This window comes from Paenarthrobacter sp. PH39-S1 (assembly GCF_030063245.1).
In the GTDB taxonomy this organism is placed as follows: domain Bacteria; phylum Actinomycetota; class Actinomycetes; order Actinomycetales; family Micrococcaceae; genus Arthrobacter_M.
This window is the reverse complement of record NZ_JASISR010000001.1, coordinates 200,491-226,342: the sequence shown is the minus strand read 5'-3', so window position 1 is coordinate 226,342 and position 25,852 is coordinate 200,491. Positions and strand designations below refer to the sequence as shown.

The following is a 25,852-nucleotide window of genomic DNA, read 5'->3' as shown; positions in this document are numbered from 1 at the left end:
TCAAACGTAGTACACAATTCCATTGTGCAAAACCTATCGGATAGACGCCTGCCCTTCGCCATCCACGTCCCCCGCTTATCCCAGGCACCCGCCTCCTCCCCCATGGATGAGGCAGGCAGCGCGCGGGGTTAAGTGAGGTCGCGGATGGCCCGCAGGGCGGCTGCCCCGAGCACCCTGATCCCCAGACCCAGCGCACGCTCATCCACAATGTAATCGCCGCGGTGCAGATCGTACTGTTCCCCGCCGGGCACGTGCGTCCCCAGCCGCATCAAGGCTCCCGGTGTGTCCTGCAGGAACCAGGCGAAGTCCTCCCCGCCCATTGACTGCGGCGCCAGAACGACGGCGTTCTCGCCCAGTTCGGCGCGGGCCGCGGCCTCGATCAGCGCAGTTTCATGTTCCGAATTCACCACCGGCGGAACGCCCCGGGTATGCTCCAACAGGACATCCACGCCGTACGGCGCGGCGACCTGCTGCACCACTTCGTCCAGCAGCTCACCGGCCGCGTGCCAGGCCTCGCGGTCCAGGCAGCGCATGGTGCCGGCCATGAAGCCGGTGCCCGGAATGGCGTTCGGCGCGGATCCGGCACCGATCTGGCCCCAAACCACGGACACGCCGCTGCGCACATCCACCCGGCGGGAGAGAACGGCCGGGACGTTGATGGCGATCTCGGCCAGTGCGAAGACCAGATCCTCGGTCAGGTGCGGACGGGAGGTGTGTCCGCCCCGGCCGGAGAGTTCTATCTTGATGGTGTCCGACGCGCTGGTGATCGAGCCGATGCGCGTACCGATGTGTCCCAACTCGATCCGCGGGTCGCAGTGCAGGGCCATGATCCGCGGCACGCCCTCCAGCGCGCCCTGGGCAATGCAGTCCAACGAGCCGCCGGGCATAATCTCTTCGGCGGGCTGGAAAATGATCCGTATCGTAGCCCCCAGCGGCCGCTGCGCGTGCATGTCCGTCAACACCAAGGCGATTCCCAGCATCGTGGTGGTATGGATGTCATGCCCACAGGCATGGGTGACACCGTGGTTCCGGGAGGCAAACGACAGGCCGGTTTCCTCCATGACCGGCAGCGCATCAATGTCACCGCGCAGGGCGGTGGCGATCGGGCCGTCGCCGACGTCAACAAAGAGCCCGGTGCCCGACACGCGCCGCGGTGCCAGACCCGCGGCGATGAGCCGTGCCATCAATCTGTCAGTGGTGCGGAATTCCTGCCGCGAAAGCTCCGGATGTGCGTGAAGATCCCGTCTGAACGCCAGCATCTCGGCGATTCTCGGTTCCAGCCAGGGGTTTATCAGAGCTGTCGGTTCGGTCTCTAATGAGTAATTGCGCACACAGAAACTCTAGCGACCCCGGACCGCATCAAGGTCATTCACGGCCCAGAGTTACGGCCGCGCCCCAACCCGCCGGTGAACCCGGTCCGGCTATAGAACGTCAGTGTCGCCGCTGGCCTTGAGATGGTCCACGGCGCTTTTCACCTGCTGTGCGTGCGCCGTCGTCGTCACGAGCAGTGCATCAGGGGTGTCCACAATAACGACGTCCTTGATGCCGATCAGCGCAATAACGCGCTTGGTGTCCGTGACTACGACGCCGGAGGCTCCCTCGGTGAAAACGCGGGCCCCCTCGCCGACGACCGTGACGTCGTCGACCTCTTTGGCGCTGTTGAGCCGGCCGATGGCGGCAAAGTCTCCGACGTCGTCCCAGCTGAACGTTCCCGGAATCACGGCGACATCGCCGGCGTCGGCCGCAGGTTCGGCCACGGCATAGTCAATGGCCGTTTTCGGCAGGGTGGGCCAGATCCGGGCCGTGATTTCCTGCTGCTGGTCCGTATCCCATGCGTTGGCGATCTCGGTCAGGCCGCTGTACAGTTCCGGCTGATTCTGTTCCAGGTGCTTGAGCATCAGCGCCACCGGAGCCACAAACATGCCGGCGTTCCAGTTGTAGTCGCCGCTGGCCAGGTACTCCTCGGCCACCGCCTCGCTCGGCTTTTCCACAAATTCGACGACGGCATGGGCGCTGGGCGCACCGGCGATGTCCAGTGCTTCACCGGTGCGGATGTAACCGAACCCTGTGGAGGGGTGCGTGGGTTTGATGCCGATGGTGACGATCTTGCCCGTCGCGGCGGTGAAGATCGCCTCACGGACGGCGTCCTGGAAGACGCCGTCCGGGCTGATCACCTGATCGGCGGCGAATGAGCCCATGATGATGTCAGGGTCCCGGCGGTAGAGGATGGCGGCGGCCAGTCCGATGGCGGCCGCCGAGTCCTTAGGCTCGCTTTCCAGCACGAAGTCCGCGTCCTTGATCTCGGGCAGCTGCCGGCAGACGGCCTCCCGGTGGGCAGTGCCTGTTACCACTACCACACGATCCCCGGCCAGCGGCGCCAGTCTGTCGTAGGTGGCGCGCAGCAGCGTGCTGCCCGAATTCGTCAGGTCATGAAGGAATTTCGGCGCGGCGGCCCGGGACAGCGGCCATAGCCTGGTCCCGACGCCGCCGGCCGGGATGACCGCATAAAATCTGTCCAGTGTCTGCACTGACCGGTTTTGCGCGGACCACTCTTCCGCGGACCGTGCGGCCGGTGTGCCTAAAGATTCAGTATTCATCACCCGTCAGTCTAGTGGACAGCCCACAACGGCCTGCGCGGCCCCGTCCGGGCACGTCGGCCACGTCCGGCCACGTCCGGCCCACGTCCGGGCACGTTTATGCGACGTCGGGCCACGTCCGGCCAAGTCCGGGCACCTTTCGGCGCCGGAACGCCCCTGCGGGACCAATGCGTAACGCCTGTGACCAAGGCGATAGAGCAAGGAGCGCCTAATTTGAATAAGCTGTAAGCGAAGCCTACATTTAGGCCTGAGCTACGAGTGCTCTCGCAACGAGCGTAACCCCGCGTGGAACCACGCTAGCGCCGCTGTGATGCAGAGAGGATTATTGCGTGCCGACAAAACCAGCTGGCACTCTGTACCGCGGCCGAGAAGGCATGTGGTCCTGGGTGGGACACCGTATTACGGGTGTTGTGATTTTCTTTTTTCTGTTGGTGCACGTCCTGGACACTTCGTTGGTGCGCGTGTCCCCGGAAGCGTATAACGCCGTCATTGGCACGTATAAGAACCCGATCATGGGTCTGGGCGAGGCCGGTCTGGTCGCCGCAATCGTTTTCCACGCGTTCAATGGGCTACGGATCATTGCCATTGACTTCTGGAAAAAGGGCAACAAGTACCAGGCTCAGCTCCTCTGGGCCGTTCTGATCCTGTGGGTCGTGGCGATGGTGCCGTTCCTGATCCGCCAGCTTTCCATCGTTTTCGGGGGGAACTAAACATGGCAACACCTATAATCGACGCCCCGCGCAGCGGCAAGATCGATGTGAAGTACAACCGCAGCAAAGGCGGCAAAGGCAGCTTCGAGATGGTCGCGTGGCTCTTCATGCGGCTCTCCGGCGTGGTGCTGGTGGTTTTGATCTTCGGTCACCTGTTTGTGAACCTGATGGTCGGCGACGGCGTCCACGCCATCGACTTCGGCTTCGTGGCCGGCAAATGGGCCAGCCCGTTCTGGCAGATCTGGGATCTGCTCATGCTCTGGCTCGCCATGCTGCATGGCACCAACGGTGTGCGGACCATCATCAACGACTACGCCGAGCGCAATGGAACGCGGATGGCGCTCAAGACCGTGCTTTACGTCGCAACGGTGGTCATCATCGTCCTCGGCACGCTGGTCATCTTCACCTTTGATCCGTGCCCGGCCGGCGCCGTGACCGACCTGCCGTCCTTCTGCACCGCCCGCTAACAGCAGCGGCAGCAAGAACAGCGCTCCGCACCAGCCGCTTCGCCGCGGCCATCAGGAAGCACCCACACGCTTTAACCGCAGTTTGAGAGAAAGAGCATCCAGTATGCAGGTCCATAAGTACGACGTCGTTATCGTCGGGGCCGGTGGCGCGGGCATGCGTGCCGCCATCGAATCCGGCCAGCGCGCACGCACCGCTGTACTGACCAAGCTCTACCCCACCCGCTCGCACACCGGGGCGGCCCAGGGCGGCATGTGCGCCGCGCTGGCGAACGTGGAGGAAGATAACTGGGAATGGCACACCTTCGACACGATCAAGGGCGGCGATTACCTGGTGGATCAGGACGCCGCGGAGATCATGGCCAAGGAGGCCATCGATGCGGTGCTGGACCTGGAAAAGATGGGCCTGCCGTTTAACCGCACCCCCGAGGGCCGGATTGACCAGCGCCGCTTCGGCGGCCACACCCGTGATCATGGCAAGGCGCCCGTCCGGCGCGCCTGCTACGCCGCGGACCGCACCGGCCACATGATCCTGCAGACGCTCTACCAGAACTGCGTCAAGCACAACGTGGAGTTCTACAACGAGTACTACGTCCTGGACATGCTCATGGTCGATGAGGAAGTCACCGTCGACGGCGTCACCAGGATCCACAAGCGCGTTGCCGGCGTCGTCTCCTATGACCTGGCTTCCGGCGAACTCCACATCTTCCAGGCCAAGTCCGTCATCTTCGCCACCGGCGGCGCCGGCAAGGTCTTCAAGACCACCTCCAATGCGCACACGCTGACCGGTGACGGCATGGGCATCGCCTTCCGCCGCGGCATCCCGTTGGAGGATATGGAATTCTTCCAGTTCCATCCGACAGGCCTTGCCGGGTTGGGCATCCTGCTTTCCGAGGCGGCCCGCGGCGAGGGCGCGATCCTGCGCAACTCCGAGGGCGAGCGCTTCATGGAACGCTACGCCCCGACCATCAAAGACCTTGCCCCGCGCGACATTGTGGCCCGCTCCATGGCCAATGAGGTCCGCGAGGGCCGCGGTTGTGGTCCGAACAAGGATTATGTCCTCCTGGACCTGACCCACCTCGAGCCGGCGCACATCGACGCCAAGCTCCCGGACATCACGGAATTTGCCCGCACCTACCTTGGTGTGGAGCCCTACACGGAACCGGTTCCGGTCTTCCCGACGGCGCACTACGCCATGGGCGGCATCCCGACGAACGTCCAGGCCGAGGTCCTGCAGGACAACGACACGATCATTCCGGGCCTTTACGCCGCCGGCGAGGTCGCGTGCGTCTCCGTGCATGGTTCCAACCGGCTGGGCACCAACTCGCTGCTGGACATCAATGTCTTCGGCAAGCGTGCGGGCATTGCGGCAGCCGAGTATGCCCAAACCGCCGATTATGTCGACCTCCCGGACGATCCCGAGGCCTACACGGTTGAGCTGCTCAACCATGTCCGGACGTCCGACGGCGGCGAAAAGGTCGCGCTGATCCGCAAGGATCTGCAGGACACCATGGACACAAACATGCAGGTGTTCCGCACGGCGGAGACCCTCAACCAGGTGCTCACCGACATTTCTTCGATGGAGGAGCGCTACCAGCGCATCACCGTCCAGGACAAGGGCAGAAGGTTCAACCTTGATCTGCTCGAAGCCGTGGAGCTGGGCTTCCTGCTGGAACTGGCCAAGGTCATGACCGTCGCCGCGCTGCACCGCGAGGAATCCCGCGGCGGGCACTTCCGTGAGGACTTCCCGGAGCGCGACGACGAGAACTTCATGAAGCATTCCATGGCCTATAAGGTCCAGGAGACCGCCAATAAGGAGCACACGGCCGGCATCCGTCTGGGAACCAAGCCGGTTGTCTTTACGCGCTACGAGCCGATGGTGAGGAAGTACTAATGAGCCCCATTGAAACTGCCGAAACGGCCCCCGAGCCGGCTTCGAAAATCGAACTGCCCGCCCACGTTGGCGGCGGCGGCGAAATCCCCACCTTCAACATCACCTTGCGCGTTCGCCGGTACAACCCGGAAATTTCCGAGGACTTCAGCTGGGAAGACTACGAGCTGACCATGTACGGCACGGACCGCGTGCTAGACGCCCTGCACAAGATTAAGTGGGAGCACGACGGTTCGCTGTCCTTCCGCCGCTCCTGCGCTCACGGTGTCTGCGGGTCCGATGCGATGCGCATCAACGGACGCAACCGGCTGGCCTGCAAGACGCTGCTGAAGGACCTGGACACGAAGAAGCCGATCACGGTGGAGGCCATCAAGGGCCTGCCGGTGGAGAAGGACCTGATCGTGGACATGGAACCGTTCTTCCAGTCCTACCGCGAGATCATGCCGTTCCTGATCAACAAGGGCCACGAGCCCACCAGGGAACGCCTGCAGTCCGCCGAGGAGCGCGCCCGCTTTGACGACACCACCAAGTGCATCCTCTGTGCGGCGTGCACCTCCTCGTGTCCGGTGTTCTGGACGGACGGCCAGTACTTCGGGCCGGCCGCGATTGTGAATGCGCACCGCTTCATCTTCGACTCCCGCGACGACGCCGGCGACATGCGCCTGGAGATCCTCAACGACAAGGAAGGCGTGTGGCGCTGCCGCACCACCTTCAACTGCACCGAGGCGTGCCCGCGCGGCATCCAGGTCACGCAGGCGATCTCCGAGGTCAAACAAGCCATCCTCAGCCGCCGGGTCTAAGACCCCGCAGGGTACAGGCGCGTCCGCGCCGGTCCCCAACGCGGGTACCTTGGCACGGCGCACGTCGCAGAATCGCGCACACGGACCCGTAGTTCGGGGCTGGTGCGGAGTTGCTGCGGAGCCAATCTCAAACAAGGAGCGGCGCAGCGCCCGGTAGCGCTCGGAGCCCAGCGCCTCCGACCATCGTTCCTCCGCATCGGCGATGATTTTGGGTGAAAGGGCGACGCCGGCAGTTGTCAGCGTCTGGAGGTTCTACACGCCCCGGTTTTCCGTCACCGGTTCCTTGAATGGTTGACGGCCCGGTCTGAGCCGCCGGGTCCAGTCCTCCGCGGCAGACCGGCGCCCCCACCCCCATCGACTGAGCAGCAGGTGTCCGTTTCGGCCCCGTATCGGACATCTACTGCTCAGTCGTTTATCCGGAGGGCTCCTCAGGCACGCCGCAGGGATCGCGCCCGGCCCCGCTGATCCGCTGGGACAACAGCGGCATTAATGTCGGCCTGCCCCACGGCGGACCACGCGGCCGCAATCAGGAAAACCTGGCTGACGAAGTTGAACCAGATCAACAGACCGATAATGACCGCGAAAGGGGCCAGCAGCGGGTTTGCTCCCGCCCTGGCCAGCAGGAGCCCGCTGAGCAGCTGGAGAACAGTGGCACCCACGCCCGCCAGCAGGGTGGACTGCAGGAAAATTCCGCGGTCCGGTTTCAGCCCCGCTGCCAGCCTGAACAAGATGGTCGCGGTGAGCCAGTTCAGCGCGACAGCCACCAAGACCCCGAGTCCGAAACCTGCGGGATTCGCCACTGCCGGGTCGAGTTTGAGGGCGGTGGTGATGGCGTCCAGCGCACCGCCGAAGATCACCGTCACCCCGGCGGTGAGCACCAGCGCAACGCCCAGCAGCAGCAGCGTCCCGGCGTCTTTAAGCTTCATCATCACGGGATTTACTGTCGGCGCGGGGGCCCCCGCCACGCCCCGCATGCCGATGCGCAGCGACGCGATCCAATTCAGCGCGGTGACGATGGTGACGACGGCGGCGATGATTGCCGTCCACCCGAGCCCGGCGGGATTCAGCAGGGACTGCGGATCGACCAGACCATCGCCGCCGTCGACCTTCAACAGTCCGGGTGCGCTCGTCGCGACGCTGGCAACCAACGCGTCCAGCAGAACCTTGTCGGATTTCAGGACCAGCGCGGCGATCGAAAACCCGGTGGTGAGCAGACCGGTGATGGAAAAGAACATGGTGAAGCCGATGCCGGCGGCCATCACGGGGCCGCGCCTCATGTTGTACTGTGCCATCGTGCGCAGCGGGCGCAACGTGTTGGCTCGGGCCAGCTGAGAGTTCAGCCAGGCGATGAAGACGCCGAGCCGGCCGGCACCCTCCCGCTTGGCGCGCCCATAGGCGGTCTGCTTGCGAATTACCTCAAGCCTGAGTTTTGCCAGCTCGGTCGGCAGCGGCTTCGCATCGTCGGGTGCTTTGTTTTTCAGACGTTCCGCCAAAGTTCAGCTCTTCCTTTAGTAGCCACACACCAGAACTATCATGCTCGTAAAGCCCCATCCCGGTTACCGGGAAGGTGGCCGCAAAGTCCTCCAGCGTTCCCGCGGCCTCGTCCAGACCCGCGGCGCCGATGTCGTGGGCCACGGTGATGTGCGGATGAAAGTTAAAGGCCAGGTCCCGTGCCAGCGGCCCGCTCTGGAGTTTTTCGTGCAGCCGGACGCACTCCTCAAACCCTTCCTGAATCTGCAGATAGACCACCGGTGACACGGGTCGGAATGAAGCGGTCCCGCTGACGGCCACCGTAAAGGGATGCTGCTCCCGCGCCACTTCGCGCACGTGTCCGACGGTTTCCTCCCAGTCCTCGGCGGGCGTGGTGGTCACCAAGGTGATGTGTGCCGGGATGACGGCCCCCAGCCGATCGCCGAAGGAGCGCCTGAAGTTTGTGATTTCCGTGGCCAACGGTTCGGGCAGCGCCACGATGATCCCCACACAGCGGGGGTCAGGATCCGCGCCGGCCTTTAGCCGGCCGTCGGCGTGCGCGTTCAGGAGCTCGCCGCTGCCGGCGGCCCTCGTTGATGCACGCTGATCGGCTGACTTGGCCATGGTGCTAGCGGCCACCCTGCAACGGGAGGAAGCCCATTTTGTCGTACACCTGTCGCAGCGTCACCGACGCAATTTCCCGGGCCCGCCGCGCACCGCCGGCCAGCAGCCGGTCCAGCTCCGCCGGATCGGACATCAGTTCGTTCGTCCGGTCCCGCAGCGGAGTGATGAAGTCGACCATCACGTCGGCCAGGTCCGCTTTCAGATGCCCGTACATTTTGCCCTCGTAGAGCCGCTCCAGTTCGGGGATCTGCTGCCCCGTGAGGGTGGAATAAATGGTCAGCAGGTTGGAGACACCGGGCTTGGTTTCAATATCAAAGCGGACCTCGGTGCCGTCATCCGTCACCGCGGTTTTAATCCGTTTGGCGGCAATCCTCGGATCCTCCAGCAGCTGGATCGACCCGCTGGCGGATTCCCCGGTTTTGGACATCTTGGCCACCGGATTCTGCAGGTCATAGATCTTGGCGGATTCCTTGAGGATCTTCGCATCGGGCACAGTGAAGGTTTCGCCGAACCTGGCGTTGAAGCGCTGGGCCAGGTTCCGGGTCAGTTCCAGATGCTGACGCTGGTCTTCGCCCACCGGCACCAGATCCGTTTGGTAGAGCAGAATGTCCGCTGCCATCAGGGTCGGGTACGCAAACAGTCCCAGCGTGGCGGCCTCGGAACCGCCCTTCTGCGTCTTGTCCTTGAACTGCGTCATCCGTGCGGCCTCACCGTAGCCGGTAATGCAGTTCAGCGCCCAGGCCAGCTCGGCGTGTTCGGGCACCTGCGACTGGACAAAGAAGATGCACTTCTCCGGGTCGATTCCGGCCGCGATGTACTGCGCGGCAACCGTGCGGGTCCGCCTGGCCAGCATGTCCGGCTCGAAATCAACAGTCACCGCATGCAGGTCGGGAATGAAGAAGACCGCGTCGTACTCCGACTGCATCTGCACCCAGTTGCGCACGGCGCCGATGTAGTTCCCCAGATGCAGGGAATCGGCGGTGGGCTTTGCTCCGGAGAGGATGCGCTGGCGTGCTGCAGTCATCAATTCTGAACTCTCAAATCTCGATAGCGGGATAGGTGGGTGCCTAGGGCTGGACGCCGAGCCGGTAATCGACCACCAGCGGCGCGTGGTCGGAGAAGCGCGTGTCCCAGGACGGCGCGCGGTCGACGACGGCGGCGCCGGCCGCCGCTGCCAGTGCGGAGGTGGCCATGTGGTAGTCAATGCGCCAGCCCGTGTCGTTGTCGAAGGCCTGCCCACGCCACGACCACCAGGTGTAGGGGCCCTCAACCTCACCGGCGAGCCGGCGGTGCACGTCGGCCCAGCCGAATTCGTCGCCGAAGAACCTGTCGAAGTAGGCGCGCTCTGCCGGCAGAAAACCGGCCCGCTTGACGTTGCCCTTCCAGTTTTTGATGTCCAAGGTGGTGTGACCGACGTTGAGGTCTCCCACCACCAGGGCATGGTCGCTCTCCCGTTCCAGTTGCGGCAGGCGCGTAGCCATAACGTCAAGGAAGCGGTACTTGTCGACCTGCTTGGGTGTATCCACCTCCCCGGAATGCACATAGGCGCTGACAACGGTGAGCTTTCTGGTCTGCCCGTCGGCGTCGGTGACCCGGTAATCGGCCTCCACCCAGCGGCCGGCGGCGGCGAAGTAATCATCACCGATCCCCACCCGGGTTTCCACCGGTTGGATCCGGTCCCGGCGGGAGGCGATCGCAACGCCGGCGCGGCCCTTCGCCTCGGCCTCGGCATGCAGAATGTGCCATTCGTCGCCGAGCAGGTCCTGCACCACTGCGTCCGGCGCACGGACTTCCTGCAGGGCCAGGATGTCCACGTCCCGCGCGGCCAGCCACTGGGCCATGCCGCGCTTATAGGCGGCCCGAATCCCGTTGACATTGACGGAGGCGATCCGCAGGCCGTTCTTGGGCGCCGTTCCGGGGACGTCTGCCGCCGCAGGCACCAGCTCTGTCATGGTTGCCGTCAGGGGCTCTGTGGCGGATAACTGCCGTGCGGTGATTAACTGCCCCGTGGCCAACTGCCGTGGTGCCGTTGCTGTATTCGTTGACATGCTCACCCGTTCCACTTTACCGTTTCAGCGCATCCCGCAAACCGCGGCCTGTGTCCGCGCTCCCGGCCGGCCGCCTTAGTCGAGAACGACGCCGCTGACCGGGCCGCCGTCGTCGGATCCGCCGCTGTTGCTGACCATGCCACGACCGTTATGGGCGGTGATCGAAATCGTTTCCAGCGCGCGCATCATGGCCGCGGAATCGGCGCCGGTTCCCCGGCCCAGCTGTTCCTCGATTAGGCCGGCCTGCACCTGGATAATTTTGAAGCTGTGGTCCAGCTTCAAATCGCGGATGCCGGCAGAACCGTCGTCGATCAGGGTGGTCCCGCGCGCTTTCTTTCCCGCCGGAGCCGGCGGACCGCCGGCTCCGTTGACCCCGGCCAGGGTGCTTTGGGCCCGGCGGACCTGCTCGGCGCCGAAGCGGGCGGCCTTGTGCACTCCGATGTAGACAAAGGTGGAGAGGGCCAGCCAGCCCAGGGCGACGGCGGCGATGAACCAGCCAAGCACGTCATTGCTGTTGGCCGCGAAGACCAGCGCCACCAGGAAAACCAGGGCCAGCACAATGGTCCCGGTTCCGGTCCATCGGCCGGGCCGCTGCGGGCTTCTGCCACCGTCTTTGCCGAGAGAATACATGCCTTCAGTATGTCAAAAGCCACCGCCGGCGGCAGGACGTTCCACCACCGGCGGAAACCTGAGGTGCCCGTAGTGGGCCATGGGGCGTGAACCGCCCCCTTGTGGGCACCTCACATTGCCAGCGGGTCAGTCCGCGATGATGCCTGTCTGCCGCTCGGCCGCCTCCACCACATTTGCCAGCAGCATGGCACGCGTCATCGGCCCCACACCGCCCGGGTTGGGAGAGAGCCAGCTGGCGACGTCGGCTACGTCGGGGTCGACATCGCCGACAATCTTGGACTTGCCCGTTTCCTCGTCCACCACCCGGCTCACACCCACGTCCAGCACGATCGCGCCTTCCTTGAGCTCGGCGGCCTGGATCATTGCCGGCATCCCCACCGCGGCTACCACCACGTCGGCCATCGCCAGCAGTTCCGGAAGGTCAAGGGTGCCGGTGTGCGCCAGCAGCACCGTCGCGTTGATCGAGCGCCGGGTCAGCAACAGGCCCAACGGGCGTCCCACGGTGACGCCGCGGCCGATCACCAGCACCTTCTTGCCGTTCAGCGCAATCTTGTGCCGCAGCAGCAGCTCCACGATGCCGTGCGGCGTGCAAGGCAGCGGAGCGTTCACCGGGGAACTGACGTTGAGCACCAGCCGGCCCAAATTGGTCGGGTGCAGGCCATCGGCGTCTTTCGCCGGGTCAACGCGCTCCAAAATGGCATTGGTGTCGATGTGGTCCGGCAGCGGGAGCTGGACGATGTAGCCGGTGGTGTTCGGATCCGCGTTCAGCTCATCCAGCACGGCTTCCAGCTCCTGCTGGCTGATGTCCGCCGGCAGATCCCGGCGTACCGAGTTGACCCCGATCTCGGCGCAGTCACGATGCTTACCCCGCACGTACCACTGGCTGCCGGGATCTTCGCCGACCAGGACCGTGCCGAGACCGGGCGTGATACCACGCCTCTTGAGCGCCTCGACACGGACGGCCAGCTCACTTTTCACGGCCGCCGCCGTCGCCCTTCCGTCCAGAACCTGCGCCGCTACCGGCGTGCCGAAGGGAGTCTTTGCGCGCGTGGGACTCATGCTGTTGGTCACGGGATCACCATTCCTCTTGGCCGGGGTACAGCGGAAAATCGTCGGTCAGCTTCTCCACCCGAGCGCGCAGGGACTCGAGATCACCGGCCGGGCCGTTCTTCAGCGCGGTCGCAATGATGTCAGCCACCTCGGTAAACTCGGTCGCACCAAAGCCCCGGGTAGCCAGGGCCGGGGTGCCGATCCGCAGCCCGGACGTCACCATGGGCGGACGGGGATCAAACGGTACGGCGTTGCGGTTGACGGTTATTCCCACGCCGTGCAGCAGATCCTCGGCCTGCTGGCCGTCCAGCTCGGAATTGCGCAGATCCACCAGCACCAGGTGAACGTCCGTGCCTCCGGTCAACACCGAGACGCCGGACTTCGCCACGTCGGCCTCGCTGAGCCGGTCCGCGATGATCTTGGCACCTTCCAGCACGCGCTCCTGGCGTTCCTTGAACTCCGCTCCCCCTGCGATTTTAAAGGCCACGGCCTTGGCGGCGATGACGTGCATTAGCGGTCCGCCCTGCTGACCGGGGAAAACGGCGGAGTTGATCTTCTTGGCCCACTCCTGCTTAGCCAGGATGACGCCCGAGCGCGGGCCGGCCAGCGTCTTGTGCACGGTGGAGGTCACGACGTCGGAGTGCGGGACCGGGGACGGGTGCAGTCCTGCGGCGACCAGACCGGCAAAGTGGGCCATGTCTGTCCAGAGCAGCGCCCCGACCTCGTCGGCGATGGAACGGAAGGCCGCGAAGTCAAGGTGCCGCGGGTAGGCGGACCAGCCGGCGATGATGACCTGCGGTTTTTCGGCAATGGCCTGCTCGCGCAGCTTTTCCATGTCGACCCGGAAAGTATCCTGTTCGACCTGGTAGGCGGCAACCTTGTAGAGCTTGCCAGAGAAGTTCAGTTTCATGCCGTGGGTCAGATGGCCGCCGTGGGCCAGCGACAGACCCAGGATCTTGTCCCCGGGTGTGATCATCGCCGCGAGTGCGGCGGCATTGGCCTGGGCGCCCGAGTGCGGCTGCACATTCGCGTACTCCGCTCCGAACAGCGTCTTAACCCGTTCGATCGCCAGGTTTTCCGCCACGTCGACATATTCGCAGCCGCCGTAGTACCGGCGCCCCGGGTAACCCTCGGCGTATTTATTGGTCAGCACGGAGCCTTGGGCTTCGAGCACCGCCCGCGGCGCGAAATTTTCCGAGGCGATCATTTCGAGGGTGCCTCGCTGGCGGCCGAGTTCGTCCTTGAGGACGGCGGCGATCTCGGGATCCAGATCGGCGAGCGGGAGATTGGTCACTGACTGGGCGGATTGAGTAGACACGAAGACTCCTGGGTGGGCGTGAGGAAACTGCTACAGGTCAGGTTACCGGTTGAGGGACGGCGCCCGCAGCCGAGGCGGCGGAACGCAGTTGCCGAGGTTCAACAAGCAAAACGCGACCCTCGGCCCAGGCGTACGATCCGTGGTCTTGCACACCGCTGCTCCCCGGTGGTGCCCCACCTAACGCCAGTCACAACACCGCTAATTGTATTACAGGCGTCCTTTGTTACGGGCGTGCCGGCCCCAACCGCCGGTCTGCGGGGCGACCGCAGGTACCCTTAATCGGGTGACCGAGACAGCAATCGCCGCAAAGCCCGGCTTCATCCTGACGTTGTCCTGCGCGGACCGGCCGGGAATCGTGCATGCTGTGTCCGGTTCGCTGCTGGCCGCCGGATGCAACATAACGGACTCCCAGCAATACGGGAATCCGGTCACGGGCACCTTTTTCATGCGTGTGGCGGTGGAAACCGGCACCTCCTATCCCCGGTTGCGCAGCCAGCTGGAGTCCGTTGCCGCCGAGTTTTCCCTGAGTTGGGAGCTGCACCCCGCAGGCGCTCCGGTCCGTACGTTGATCCTGGCGTCCAAGGCCGCCCACTGCCTCAACGACCTGCTGTTTCTGCAGCGTTCGGGCACCTTGCCCATTGAAATCCCGGCCATCGTCTCCAACCACCGTGAGCTGGCGGAGCTGGCCAGGTTTTACGGCATCCCGTTCCATTACATTCCCGTGACGGCCGAAACGAAGTCCGACGCCGAGAACGCGCTGCGGGCACTGGTCGCCGAGCACAACGTGGAGCTCGTGGTGCTGGCGCGCTACATGCAGGTCATTTCCGATGAGCTGTGCAGCGAGCTGGCCGGCAAGGCCATCAACATTCATCATTCCTTCCTGCCCGCGTTCAAGGGAGCCCGCCCCTACCACCAGGCCCATGCCCGCGGTGTGAAGATTATTGGCGCCACCGCCCACTACGTCACGGGCGAATTGGACGAGGGCCCCATCATCGAGCAGGAGGTCATCCGCGTCGATCACGCCCACTCCACCAAGGAGTTCGTGGCGATGGGCCGCGATGTGGAAGGCCGCACGCTGGCTAAGGCGGTCCAGTGGCATGCCGAGCACCGCGTGCTGCTGGATGGAAACCGTACCGTCGTCTTCAACTGATCGCTGCCCCGCCTCAGTCCAGCGGCACCGGGCCCAGCTCGTCCAGCAGGTCCCCCGGGCCGGGGTTGCCGGGCGCCGAGCTGCCGCCCAGATGCCGCACCACGCCCCAGACGGCATTCAGCCCGGTTGTGACCGCACCCTCGGCCCAGCCGGCCGTAAAGGACACGTCATCTCCGGCCAGGAAGATCCCGCTCCGCTCCGGCGGCAGAGTGTCCTGCTTGAAGTGCGTGAAGAGCCGCTGCTGGTAGCGGTAGTGTCCGGGGAGGTTCGCCTTGAAAGCACCCATGAAGTTTGGGTCCGCCTCCCAGGACACGGTGATCGGCTGGCCGACAATATGCGAGGCGATGTCCACCGTGGGGTAGATCTGCTTGAGCGAATGCAGCATCAGCTCCACCCGTTCCTCGGAGCTCAGCGCCAGCCACTTCAGCGCGTCGTCGTTCCAGGTGTAGGAGAGCAGGATGACGGCGGGCTTGCCCGGGCCGTTGTCCAGCAGGTAGGTGGCGCGGTTCAGCCGGTCGGTCAGGGTCATGGACAGCACCTCGCGGCCGGTGTCCGGATCGACGTCCTTCCAGAACGGCCGGTCCACCATGACAAAGGTCTTCGAGGACTGCATGTAGTGCGAGCGCTCGATCGCGGTCCACATTTCGGGCGCGAAGAGCCCTTCCTCGGTGTGGATCCGGGTGGAGAGCAGCCACGACTGGCAGGTGGTCACCACGGCCGGGTAACTGGCCGTGCGGCCCCAGCGTTCCTGGACGCGAATGTTGCCGTCCGGGGCGCGGGAAATCTTCGCCACCGCCCCGTGCGGGGAGCCGTTGTGCAGCGACGCCAGCGAGGTTCCCGCCGGCCAGTGCTTCATCTCCGACGGCGAAATGTCCGAGGGCGAGTGGTGCCAGAGCGCCTCGGGCAGGCGTTGCGCCCCGCCCACCAGGGAGCGGTGGCCGTCGTCGGCGTCCGTATAGACCACGCGCAGGATCTCCAGGATGGAGTTCGGGAAGTCGGTGTCCCAGCCGCCGGTGCCGAAGCCGACCTGGCCGAAGGCCTCGCGGTGCGCGAAACCGGCGTCCCTGAAGGACTTGCTCTGCGCGATGAAGCCGTAGAACGTCTCCTCGTCCAGTTCCGGCAGCAGCGCGTTCCACAGTGACTTGATCCGGCCGGTGTCGCGGGCACGGATGGCCTGCTGCATTTGGGCGAATTGGGCGCCATCGTTCACTGCGGCGCGCCAGGCCTCGGCCACCTCGTGGAAGAACGGCGGCAGGTCCGCACTGGTGCGCGCGTAATGCGAGGTGCCGGCCAGTTCGATGACCGTGCTGGAGGTAACCTCCGCGAGCGGATTCGGGAACGCCGTCGTCGCCAGTCCCAGCTTGTCCACGTAGTGGTAGAAGGCCCGGCCGGAGGCGGGGAAGCGCATCCCGCCCAAATCCGCGACCACGTCGGGGGCCGCCGGGAAGCTGGCCGTGCGCAGCCGGCCGCCCAGCTGATCCGCCTCATACAGCACCGGTCGCAGGCCCAACTTCATCAGCTCATACGCGGTCACCAGCCCGGACAGGCCCGCCCCTACCACGGCTACCTCGGTGCCATAGAGCTCCGCCGGGACGGAGCCGAGCCCGGCCGGGTGCGCCAGGTAGAGGTCGTAGCTGAAGGGGAAATCCGGGTTCAACATGGTGATAGGTGCCTGCCCGGGCACCGGCGGCTGCTGCGGATCGGTGGCGATGGTCATCGCTGCCCAACTTTCACGGGTTCGTCGTCGAACGAGCTGGTCGCCAGCACACGGTACTCCTCGGCGCTCAGCTCCGCCACCTTGGAATGCCGGCGGCCGTAGCCGAAGTAGGCGGCAAATCCGACCAGCATCCAGCCGGCGAAGACCAGCCAGGTGATGCCGCCCAGGTTGATCATCAGGTAGATGCACATCAGCGAGCCCAGGATCGGGGTCAGCGGGTAGAGCGGGACGCGGTAGCTGCGTTTGAGTTCCGGACGCTTGCGGCGCAGGTGGATCACGGCCAGGTTGACCAGCGCGAAGGCGAACAGGGTGCCGATGCTGGTGGCATCCGCCAGCGCGCCCAGCGGGATCAGGCCGGCGGTGAGGGCGACTACGATGCCCACGATCAGCGTGCCGGCCACCGGGGTGCCGGTGCGGGCCGAGACCCTGCCGAAGACCTTGGGCACCAGTCCGTCGCGGGACATCGAGAGCAGGATCCGGGTCTGCCCGTACAGCACGGTCAGCACGATGCTGGCGATGGCCAGCACGGCGCCTACGGAGAAGACGAAGGCGATCCACGGCTGGTGGGTGATTTCCTGCAGGATCTGCACCAGCGCCGCCTGGGTGCCCTCGAACCAGGTCCATTCGCGGGCGCCGACGGCGGCCACGGCCACCAGCACGTACAGCGTGGTGACAATGACCATGGAGAGCATGATGGCGCGCGGCAGGTCCCGCTGCGGATTGCGGGCCTCTTCACCGGCGGTGGACGCGGCATCGAAGCCGATGTAGGAGAAGAACACCCGGGAGGCGGCGGCTGAGACACCGGCGGCACCCATCGGCATCAGCGGCTCGAAGTGGCCGGAATTGAAGGCGCTGAAGGCGATCACGCAGAAGAAGAGCAGGATGACGATCTTGATGATCACGATGGCGGTGTTGATCCACGCGCTTTCCTTGGCGCCGCGCACCAGCAGCGCCATGGCCAGGAGCACAATCACCATGGCCGGCAGATTGAACGCCCCGCCGGATCCCGGCGGCTGCGAGATCGCATCCGGCAGGCTTAGCCCGAAGGCGGACACGGTTTCGTTGACGTACTGGCCGGCACCGACGGCGACGGCGGCCACGGAGACGGCGTATTCGAGCACCAGGCACCAGCCGCAGATCCAGGCCATCCCCTCCCCCAGTGTGGCGTAAGTGTACGAGTAGCTGGACCCGGCGACCGGAACCAGTCCGGCCATCTCCGCGTAGGAGACGGCGGAGAACAGGGCGGCCAGGCCGGCGATGACGAAGGAAATCCAGATGGCCGGCCCGGCCAGCGGCACCGAGTCGCCCAGGATCACCAGGATCCCGGTGCCCAGGGTGGCACCGACGCTGATCATGGTCAGCTGCAGCACGCCAAAGCTGCGGATCAGCTTGGGACCATTCGAGCCGCTGCCGGCTTCGTGGACCATCTGGCCCAGCGGCTTGCGGCGGAGCAGCTGGCTGCCGAGTCCGACTGCCGGACGGGCACCGCTGCGCCCTCGGTCTCGGCCTTGGCGGCCGGTCCGGGTAGATGTGGGCCCGCTGGCGGGCGGGCTCTGCTGTTTCAGTTGGCTGGGCACAGTCACCGTTGACTTCCTTTTTCGTGCGTAGTTGGCGGGTTCCCCTGATCCAGAATAGGGCTGTGACCTGGCTCTCGACCTTGTGCGAAATGCCCTATGATAGACATTCATGAGACGTATTGCACCAGATGCCATCCTTCCGCAGGCGCTGGCGCCGGGGCAAGCCGGCACCGGAACAGCCCGGTCCGGCGCACTGCAGACAGACCGGGAGCAGCGTATGCCGCTGCTTTCTGAGAAGCTGGATTCCCGGTTCCGGTTCGTTACGCTGGCCCAATTCCGCCGCGAACTGCCGGATGACCTCGTCGTGCTCCATGATGCGGACGAGGGACATGCCGGCGATGGGCAGGACGCGGACCATGGCGTATTGCTGCGCTGGGTGGAGCCCAGCGAGCTGGAGGACCCGACGCCGTACCTGATGGACGGCGAATTCATCCTCACCGCGGGTCTGCCGTTTGTGGGCGACGGTGGCCGGCCGGAGCTGGTGGACGCGTATGTGGCCCGGCTCGTGGAGTCGAAGGTGTGCGCGCTGGGCTTCGGCCTCACGCCGTACCACGACGCCGTGCCGCAGCCGCTGATCGACTCCTGCCGGCAGCGGAACCTGACCCTGATCCAGGTGCCGCCGTCGGTCCCCTTTGCCGCGATCGGGCTGCAGTTCGCCCAGCTGCTCGAATCCGAAGGCGCCAAGGTCTTCCGCCAACTCGCAGACGCCAACCGGGTCCTGATGCGAGGTGTGCTCTCCCCGCGGCCGGAGCACGAGCTGCTCCAGGCCCTGGTCCAGCGCTTTCCCTGCTGGGCAGTGCTGGTCGGCGGGGACGGCAGGATCCGCGGACGGGCCGGCAAATCACCGCTTGACTCCGCTTCGCTGGCAGCTATGCTGGACCGGCTTCTCTCCGGCTCGGGACCCCGGGTGGAGCTGGAGTCCTATACGGTCGCCGGCTCGCTGCACGTCGTCGGCCACCCGCTGCGCAGCTCCAAGGACGCCAACCTGGGCGCCCTGGTGATTGGCTCCGATGAGCGGCTCACCGCCGCGCAGAACAACGTGGTCTCCACCGCTGTCGGCCTCCTTGAACTACTCTTCCGCCAGCGCACCAGCGGATCGCTGGCGCCCAGCCAGCTGGCCGTGGCGCTACTGCTGCACCCGGAGACAATGACCGGCGGCAGCGGCCGGCAGGTCACCGCGGCCAAGGACCTGCTGGCGCAAAGCCTGACGTCCACCCGCACGGCTTCGATGCGCGTCGTCCAGGGAGTGAACGTGGACGCACTGGATCACGCACAGCGGGGCAGCAGCGACGGTCCGGTGCGCGAACTGCTGCAGTGGCGCCGGCTCTTTGAAACCAAGCTGGTGGAAATCACCGACTACGGCTTCGCAGCGATCACCCGGCTGAGGGTCGACGACGCCCTGCTGGCCGAGGTGGACAAGTTGGGCTGGCGCGTCGTCGTGGGGGATCCCACTGAGCTCAACGACCTGCCGGCTGCATACAAGCGCGCCACCTCGTTGCGCTCCCGGGTCCAGAGCACGCAGCAGAACCTGCGGGTGGACGCGGTGACTTGGTCGGTCACCGGGCTGCTGGGGCCGGAAGCCGGCAGCATGCTGGCCGGACGGCTCTTTGCCCCACTGCTAGGGCTGGATCCTGAGCGGCGGGAGACGCTGCTTGGCATCCTACGGGCTTGGTTGGGTGAAAACGGCAGCTGGGACGGTGCGGCCAAAGCGCTCGGCCTGCACCGCAATAGCGTCCGACGGCAGATCGGTGTGCTGGCCGAGCTGCTGCAATACGACATTAATGACGCGCAGACTCGGGCGGAGCTGTGGATCGGCCTGCAGTACGCGGATTCGTTACCGTGACCGTCTCGGCGGCTCCCGGGCCTGATGCCTCGTGGCCCCGGGCTACCGGCCCTCCCAGCGCCCATATAGGTCCGGCCGGCGGTCGCTCAGATAGGGTACATCCGCTCGGGCGGAGTGGATTTCTGCCCGGTTTATCTGCGCAAAAAGCAATTCCTCGCCGCTGCCTGCCTGCGCCAACACCCCGCCGTCGGCCCCGGTGATGATGCTGCCGCCGCCAAAGCGTGTCCCGCCCTCCGTGCCGCAGTGGTTCGCGTAGCCGATGGCCAGTTGGCTCTCCAGTGCACGGGCCCGCAGCAGCACCTGGGGCACGCTGGCATACCCGTGCCCCAAGGCCGTCGGGACCAGCAGCAGCTCCGCACCGCGGCTGACCGCCGCGCGCACCGGCTCGGGAAATTCAACGTCATAGCAGATCAGCAGCGAGGTCCGGAGGCCGTCGAAGTCGACGACGGCGGGCGGCTGGTCCGCGGGTGCAAAGGCCTGCTGCTCCTCGGGGCCGAAGAGATGGACCTTGGCGTAGCTGAGCAGTTCCGCACCTGACCGGTCCACCAGTGTGGCCGAGATGTTCCAGTCCCCGTTCTCCCGGACCGCGGGCAAGCTGTAGACCAGGGCAATCCCATGGCGCTCGGCAATGGCGGCCAACCGGCCGGCCAGCCCGGGGAGGGTGGCCGGATCCAACTCCGCCCGGACCGTCAGCGGCGCGTAACCGACAGGGAATAGCTCGGGCGTGAGCAGCACCGTAGCCCCACGCGTGGCAGCCCGGCCGGCCGCCGCATCGATGGCGGCCAGATTGGCCCCGATTTCCAGGGTCTGGGCCCGGCCCTGAAGAACCGCGAGCAGCATGCGGCCAACCTCTCTTTTTGCGATGTCTCCGTTTCGGATGTCCGGATTCCAGAATAACCATCCGACTGTCCCCCGAGCGGGGCAGATCATCCCACCTGGATGGCATCTGGGGCGAAAGGTCCTCGGCGCGATGGTCCGGATTTTAGCACAGGGGTGAACGTCCGGTAGCGGGTAGCATCGATGCCATGACTTCGCTTATTACATTTGGTGGCAAGACACCCGCTGTCGCCGCCTCCGCCTTCGTCGCCCCCTCGGCCACCCTGATCGGCGACTTGGAATTGGGTGCCGACTCCAGCGCCTTCTACGGCGTGGTGGTACGGGCCGATACGTCCGCCATCCGGGTCGGCTCAGGCACTAACCTGCAGGACAACGTCGTGCTGCACTCGGATCCCGGATTTCCGACGACGGTGGGCAACGGCGTGAGCATCGGTCACGGTGCAGTGGTGCACGGTTGCACGGTGGAGGACGACTGCCTGATCGGCATGGGGGCCACCATCATGAACGGCGCGGTGATCGGCGCCGGTTCCCTGGTGGCCGGCGGCGCCGTCGTCCTGGAGGGCGCAGTGATACCGGCGCGCTCGCTCGTAGCAGGCGTGCCGGCGAAGGTACGCCGGGAACTGACGCAGGAGGAGTTCGACGGCGTCCGGGAGAACGCGAGCCACTACGTTGAGCTGGGGAAAGCCCACAAGGAGATTCACGCCGCCCCAACTGAGTAGCAGTTGCGGCACTCAAAACGCGGTTTGAGTGCGATAACTGCTACTCAGTTGGGGAGGAGGCGCGAAGTGTTGCGTTCAATTCTTGACTACAAAGGTCGATTGATGCACTGTACTACTTATGGCCGAAGAAGACCGCACGACCACCCCGACGAAGAGGCGCTCCCGCAATCCGGGGTCGCAGCCTGCGCTGCGTCTGCTGAACCGCCAGCGCATCATTGACGCCCTGCTCGGCGCCGGCCCGTCGACCCAAGCGGAGATATCGCGTTCCACCGGTCTCTCCACGGCCACCGTCTCCAACATCGTCAAGAGCATGGCGGCCAAGGGCCTCGTTTCAACCGCCCCCACCACCAGCTCCGGCCGCCGCGCCCTCTCCGTCACCCTTAACGGCAACGGTGCTGTCGCCGTCGGCATTGACTTTGGCCGCAGCCACGTCCGCGTCGTGCTGGCCAACCTCGGCTATCAGGTCGTCGCGGAAAGGGCGCTCCCGCTGCCGCTGGGACACCACGCCAGCGAGAGCATCGCGGCGGCCGCGGACCTGCTGAATCTGCTGCTCGCTGAGGCCAACATCCCGCGGAGCCTGATCGTTGGTGCCGGCGCCGGCATTCCGGGGCCGATCGACCGGCGGAGCGGCACCGTCGTGCAAGGCGCCATTTTGCCCGAGTGGGTTGGAATTAACATCCTTGAACGCTTGGAAAAGACCCTGGAGCTTCCTGTTTACGCGGACAATGACGCGAACCTCGGCGCCTTGGCGGAGGTCACCTGGGGCCCGCACAGGTCGGTCAGCAATCTGATGTTCCTCAAAATCGGCAGCGGAATCGGCGCCGGTCTCATCCTCAACGGGGCGCCGTACTACGGGAATGTCGGCGTGACCGGTGAGATCGGTCATGCCACCATCAACGAACATGGACCGATCTGCCGTTGCGGCAACCGCGGCTGCCTGGAAACGGTGGCGTCAACGGCCACCATGATCGAACTCCTTAGCCGCGGCGCGGTGGGACCCTTGACCGTAGGAGACATCGTGCGGCGCGCACTGGCGAAGGATTCCGCGACGCTTCGGGTCATTGACGACGCCGGACTTGCCGTCGGGCGGGCCATCGGCAACGTAGCCAACCTGATAAATCCCGAAGTCATTGTGGTGGGCGGCCCGCTGGCCGGCCTCGATGACCTGCTGCTGGATCCGATCCGGCGCGGCCTGCTGCGCCATGCCGTACCCGTGGTCGGCGAGAGCACAACCTTGGCCATGTCCTCCCTTGGCGACCGGGCGGAAGCTTTGGGCGCCGCGTCCCTGGTCTTCCAGCATCAGCGGATCCGCCGCCCCTAAAATGGGCTATCCTCGGGTTTTTGCGTTAAAGGCTTGACGACAAGCACTGTGACCGAGTTTACTTTTCTTCAGGTATGCAGCTGCCCCCAGTTTCCGGCCCATGCAGGAACAGGACCGTGGCCGCAGCGCTGCAGCGGCCGGTTTTGACCAACGTGTACGACAAAAGAGTCGCTTTGGAGGCGGAGAAAATCATGGTGTCCAGCAGACCGGTAGTCCTGGAGATGCGCTCAATCACCAAAGAGTTCCCTGGTGTGAAGGCGCTCGCCGACGTCTCCATCAGCGTGCGGGCTGATGAGATCCACGCCATCTGCGGTGAGAACGGCGCCGGAAAATCCACGTTGATGAAGGTACTGTCCGGCGTCTACCCGTACGGCAGCTACGGCGGGGAGATCTTCTACCAGGGACAGGTCTGCGAATTTAAGGATATCCGAGCCAGCGAAGCCGCAGGAATCGTGATCATCCATCAGGAACTGGCTCTGATCCCCGAACTCTCTATCCTCGAAAACATCTTCTTAGGCAATGAACCGACAAAGTTTGGCGCCATCGACTGGAACCAGGCTCGGCGCCGGTCCATCGATCTGCTGGCCCGCGTGGGCCTGCGGGATGACCCGGACACCCCCGTCAAGGAGATCGGTGTGGGCAAGCAGCAGCTGGTGGAGATCGCTAAGGCGTTGAACAAATCCGTCAAACTGCTGATTCTGGACGAGCCAACCGCCGCCCTCAACGAATCCGATTCCCAGCATCTCCTGGACCTGATCCGTGGGCTCAAGAGCAAGGGCATCAGCTCCATCATGATCTCGCACAAGCTCAACGAGATCGAACAGGTGGCGGATTCCATCACCATCATCCGCGACGGCAAGACCATCGAAACGCTTGATGTGAAGGCCGACGGCGTCGATGAGGACCGCATCATCAAGGGCATGGTGGGGCGGACACTTGAATCGCGCTTCCCGGACCACACACCGAAGATCGGTGAGGTTTTCTTCGAGGTCAAGAACTGGACCGTGCGGCACCCTCAGGTCCCCGACAGGTTGGTGTGCAAGAACTCCAGCTTTAACGTCCGCCGCGGAGAAATCGTCGGCTTCGCCGGACTGATGGGTGCCGGGCGCACAGAGCTGGCACGGTCCGTCTTTGGCCGCTCCTATGGAAACTTTGTCTCCGGTCAGATCATCAAGGACGGCAAGGAGATCAGTCTGCGCACCGTTCCACAGGCCATCCGGCACGGCATCGGCTACGTCACCGAGGACCGTAAGACCCTAGGCCTTAATCTGCTGGACGACATCAAGGAAACAACCGTGTCGGCGGCGCTGCAGAAGGTCTCCACGTATTCCGTGGTGGATGAGAACAGGGAATACGCCGTTGCCGAGTCATACCGCAAACAGCTGCGTACCAAGGCTCCCAGCGTGGATGAAGGCGTCTCCAAGCTCTCCGGCGGCAACCAGCAGAAAGTGGTGTTGGCCAAGTGGATGTTCACCGACCCCGATCTGCTGATCCTGGATGAGCCGACCCGTGGCATCGACGTCGGCGCCAAGTACGAGATCTACGGCATCATTCAGCAGCTCGCCAATCAGGGCAAGGGAGTAATCGTGATTTCCTCGGAACTTCCCGAACTCTTGGGCATTTCCGACCGGATCTACACCATCTTCGAGGGCGCCATCACCGGCGTCGTCAGCAAAGAAGCTGCCAGCCAGGAATCCCTGATGAAACTTATGACCGCGGCCAAGAAATCCGCCTGAACCACGGAAGAAACAGGATCCACATCATGAATGCCATAAAACAGCTCTTCGGCGGCAACACCCGCCAGTTCGGGATGATCTTCGCTCTGTTATTCCTGATTATCTTCTTTCAGGTATTCACCGGCGGCCTCACCCTGACACCAGACAATGTCATCAACCTCTTCAATGGCAATGCCTACATCCTCATCCTCGCCATCGGCATGGTCCTGGTGATCATCGCAGGCCACATTGACCTGTCGGTCGGTTCCATCGCCGCGTTCGTGGGCATCGTCGTCGCGATCACCATGCGTGACTGGCACCTGCCCTGGTATATGGGCATCCTGATCGGCCTGATTTTGGGGGCGATCATCGGCGCGTGGCAGGGTTTTTGGGTCGCCTACGTCGGCATCCCGGCCTTCATTGTGACCTTGGCAGGAATGTTGCTTTTCCGTGGCGCCAACCAGTTCGTCGGCAAATCCAATACCGTCCCCGTGCCGAAGGATTTCCAGTACATTGGCGCCGGCTACCTCCCCGAGATCGGACCCAACACCGGTTATAACAACCTCACAGTGCTGATTGGATTGATCGCCGTCGCTGCGATCATTTGGGGCGAGGTCCATACCCGGAAGAACGCCGAGTCCATCGGCGCCGAGGTGTCCCCGCTATGGGTATCCATCATCAAACTCGTGCTTCTATCGGCAGCCGTCATCTACGCCACCTACCTTTTCGCCACCGGTCGTCCCGGCACTTCCTTCCCCATCCCGGGCATCATTCTCGGTGTCCTGGTGCTGATCTACGGGTTTATTTCGTCGCGGACCATCACCGGCCGGCACATCTATGCCGTCGGTGGTAACCGTCATGCTGCCGCGCTCTCCGGTGTGCAAAGCAAAAGGGTGGATTTCCTGGTCATGATGAATATGGCCGTCCTGGCCGGGCTCGCCGGAATGATCTTCGTCGGGCGCTCCAATGCGTCGGGTCCGTTCGACGGCGTCGGCTGGGAACTCGATGCGATCGCCGCGGTCTTCATCGGCGGTGCCGCGGTCACCGGTGGCGTTGGGACCGTCGTTGGTTCCGTCATCGGCGGTCTGGTGATGGCAGTCCTGAACAACGGCCTCCAGCTCCTGGGCGCCGGAGCGGACATCACGCAGATTATCAAGGGCCTGGTGCTGCTGGCCGCCGTCGCCTTCGACGTCTACAACAAAAAGCAGGGCAAAAAATCCCTCATCGGGCTGTTGATGAGGAACTTCGGCAATAGGGCTCAAGCCGAGACGACCGAAACGAAAGAAGTCATTTCCAGCACGGCCGGCGTCTAACGAAGCACCGTCAGCACATTTTTCCCAGCAAGGCATGTATCCCACCAAAGAAAGCGAA

At 64.6% G+C, this 25,852-nt stretch carries 22 protein-coding genes and 1 riboswitch; of the genes, 10 read left to right on the top strand and 12 right to left on the bottom strand.

The window, feature by feature from the left end; translation table 11 throughout:
• Positions 1-128: 128 nt before the first annotated feature.
• Both QMG52_RS00990 and QMG52_RS00985 read right to left on the bottom strand, forming a co-directional pair.
• Positions 129-1,331: an amidohydrolase gene (locus QMG52_RS00990; protein WP_283558562.1), complete on the bottom strand. Its 1,203-nt coding sequence runs from the start codon at positions 1,329-1,331 to the stop codon at positions 129-131.
• Between the two features lie 90 nt (positions 1,332-1,421).
• Complete coding sequence (locus QMG52_RS00985; RefSeq protein ID WP_283558561.1) at positions 1,422-2,597, bottom strand: mannose-1-phosphate guanylyltransferase; 1,176 nt, start codon at positions 2,595-2,597, stop codon at positions 1,422-1,424.
• Positions 2,598-2,926: 329 nt separating this feature from the next.
• Here QMG52_RS00985 and sdhC point away from each other — a divergent pair, with 329 nt between their 5' ends.
• From sdhC to QMG52_RS00965, 4 genes are all read left to right on the top strand, one after another.
• A complete protein-coding gene (sdhC, locus tag QMG52_RS00980; RefSeq protein WP_283558560.1) occupies positions 2,927-3,307 on the top strand; it encodes a succinate dehydrogenase, cytochrome b556 subunit in 381 nt (126 codons plus the stop codon).
• A gap of 2 nt (positions 3,308-3,309) precedes the next feature.
• Positions 3,310-3,774 (top strand): succinate dehydrogenase hydrophobic membrane anchor subunit, encoded by a 465-nt coding sequence (locus QMG52_RS00975; protein ID WP_283558559.1) that lies wholly within the window; start codon positions 3,310-3,312, stop codon positions 3,772-3,774.
• A gap of 103 nt (positions 3,775-3,877) precedes the next feature.
• Positions 3,878-5,665: a succinate dehydrogenase flavoprotein subunit gene (gene sdhA / locus QMG52_RS00970; RefSeq protein ID WP_283558558.1), complete on the top strand. Its 1,788-nt coding sequence runs from the start codon at positions 3,878-3,880 to the stop codon at positions 5,663-5,665.
• Complete coding sequence (locus QMG52_RS00965) at positions 5,665-6,462, top strand: succinate dehydrogenase iron-sulfur subunit (protein ID WP_283558557.1); 798 nt, start codon at positions 5,665-5,667, stop codon at positions 6,460-6,462. Before sdhA ends, QMG52_RS00965 begins: the two co-directional genes overlap by 1 nt.
• Before the next feature lie 428 nt (positions 6,463-6,890).
• On the opposite strand, the gene QMG52_RS00960 is transcribed toward QMG52_RS00965, so the two are convergent.
• From QMG52_RS00960 to glyA, 7 genes are all read right to left on the bottom strand, one after another.
• Complete coding sequence (locus tag QMG52_RS00960; protein WP_283558556.1) at positions 6,891-7,955, bottom strand: YihY/virulence factor BrkB family protein; 1,065 nt, start codon at positions 7,953-7,955, stop codon at positions 6,891-6,893.
• Positions 7,879-8,556, bottom strand: a complete 678-nt coding sequence (locus QMG52_RS00955) for a 2'-5' RNA ligase family protein (protein WP_283558555.1) — start codon at positions 8,554-8,556, stop codon at positions 7,879-7,881. The genes QMG52_RS00960 and QMG52_RS00955 overlap by 77 nt, the downstream gene beginning before the upstream one ends.
• 4 nt (positions 8,557-8,560) lie before the next feature.
• Positions 8,561-9,580 carry a tryptophan--tRNA ligase gene (gene trpS, locus QMG52_RS00950; RefSeq protein WP_283558554.1) on the bottom strand — a complete coding sequence of 340 codons (1,020 nt, stop codon included), beginning with the start codon at positions 9,578-9,580 and terminating at the stop codon, positions 8,561-8,563.
• 43 nt (positions 9,581-9,623) lie between these two features.
• The gene (locus tag QMG52_RS00945; RefSeq protein ID WP_283558553.1) at positions 9,624-10,508 is read right to left on the bottom strand and encodes an exodeoxyribonuclease III; all 885 of its coding nucleotides are present in this window, start codon (positions 10,506-10,508) and stop codon (positions 9,624-9,626) included.
• Positions 10,509-10,679: 171 nt separating this feature from the next.
• Positions 10,680-11,234, bottom strand: coding sequence for a hypothetical protein (locus tag QMG52_RS00940; RefSeq protein ID WP_283558552.1), 555 nt, complete (start codon positions 11,232-11,234; stop codon positions 10,680-10,682).
• A gap of 126 nt (positions 11,235-11,360) precedes the next feature.
• Positions 11,361-12,293: a bifunctional methylenetetrahydrofolate dehydrogenase/methenyltetrahydrofolate cyclohydrolase gene (locus tag QMG52_RS00935; protein WP_283558622.1), complete on the bottom strand. Its 933-nt coding sequence runs from the start codon at positions 12,291-12,293 to the stop codon at positions 11,361-11,363.
• 16 nt (positions 12,294-12,309) lie between these two features.
• Positions 12,310-13,602 (bottom strand): serine hydroxymethyltransferase, encoded by a 1,293-nt coding sequence (gene glyA, locus QMG52_RS00930; RefSeq protein WP_283558551.1) that lies wholly within the window; start codon positions 13,600-13,602, stop codon positions 12,310-12,312.
• A 115-nt stretch (positions 13,603-13,717) separates the two neighbouring features.
• A riboswitch (ZMP/ZTP riboswitch) is annotated at positions 13,718-13,803 on the bottom strand.
• A 97-nt stretch (positions 13,804-13,900) separates the two neighbouring features.
• Between glyA and purU the strand changes: the two genes are divergently transcribed.
• On the top strand, positions 13,901-14,752 hold the full coding sequence (gene purU, locus QMG52_RS00925) for a formyltetrahydrofolate deformylase (RefSeq protein ID WP_502920421.1): 852 nt from the start codon (positions 13,901-13,903) through the stop codon (positions 14,750-14,752).
• 13 nt (positions 14,753-14,765) lie between these two features.
• On the opposite strand, the gene QMG52_RS00920 is transcribed toward purU, so the two are convergent.
• Together QMG52_RS00920 and QMG52_RS00915 are read right to left on the bottom strand one after the other, a co-directional pair.
• Entirely contained in the window at positions 14,766-16,469 is a 1,704-nt protein-coding gene (locus QMG52_RS00920; RefSeq protein ID WP_283558549.1) for a flavin monoamine oxidase family protein, read from the bottom strand.
• The gene (locus tag QMG52_RS00915; protein WP_283558621.1) at positions 16,466-17,896 is read right to left on the bottom strand and encodes an amino acid permease; all 1,431 of its coding nucleotides are present in this window, start codon (positions 17,894-17,896) and stop codon (positions 16,466-16,468) included. Before QMG52_RS00915 ends, QMG52_RS00920 begins: the two co-directional genes overlap by 4 nt.
• A gap of 367 nt (positions 17,897-18,263) precedes the next feature.
• Here QMG52_RS00915 and QMG52_RS00910 point away from each other — a divergent pair, with 367 nt between their 5' ends.
• Positions 18,264-19,889, top strand: coding sequence for a PucR family transcriptional regulator (locus QMG52_RS00910; RefSeq protein WP_283558620.1), 1,626 nt, complete (start codon positions 18,264-18,266; stop codon positions 19,887-19,889).
• Between the two features lie 42 nt (positions 19,890-19,931).
• Here the strand turns inward: QMG52_RS00910 and QMG52_RS00905 are convergent, their stop codons facing one another.
• Positions 19,932-20,729, bottom strand: a complete 798-nt coding sequence (locus QMG52_RS00905) for a nitrilase-related carbon-nitrogen hydrolase (protein WP_283558548.1) — start codon at positions 20,727-20,729, stop codon at positions 19,932-19,934.
• 185 nt (positions 20,730-20,914) lie between these two features.
• Here QMG52_RS00905 and QMG52_RS00900 point away from each other — a divergent pair, with 185 nt between their 5' ends.
• The 4 genes from QMG52_RS00900 (at position 20,915) to mmsB (ending at position 25,794) form a co-directional block, all read left to right on the top strand.
• Positions 20,915-21,445: a gamma carbonic anhydrase family protein gene (locus QMG52_RS00900; RefSeq protein ID WP_283558547.1), complete on the top strand. Its 531-nt coding sequence runs from the start codon at positions 20,915-20,917 to the stop codon at positions 21,443-21,445.
• 118 nt (positions 21,446-21,563) lie between these two features.
• Positions 21,564-22,766 (top strand): ROK family transcriptional regulator, encoded by a 1,203-nt coding sequence (locus QMG52_RS00895; protein WP_283558546.1) that lies wholly within the window; start codon positions 21,564-21,566, stop codon positions 22,764-22,766.
• Between the two features lie 191 nt (positions 22,767-22,957).
• On the top strand, positions 22,958-24,502 hold the full coding sequence (gene mmsA, locus QMG52_RS00890) for a multiple monosaccharide ABC transporter ATP-binding protein (protein ID WP_283558619.1): 1,545 nt from the start codon (positions 22,958-22,960) through the stop codon (positions 24,500-24,502).
• Positions 24,503-24,528: 26 nt separating this feature from the next.
• Positions 24,529-25,794 carry a multiple monosaccharide ABC transporter permease gene (mmsB, locus tag QMG52_RS00885; RefSeq protein WP_283558545.1) on the top strand — a complete coding sequence of 422 codons (1,266 nt, stop codon included), beginning with the start codon at positions 24,529-24,531 and terminating at the stop codon, positions 25,792-25,794.
• Positions 25,795-25,852 lie beyond the last annotated feature (58 nt).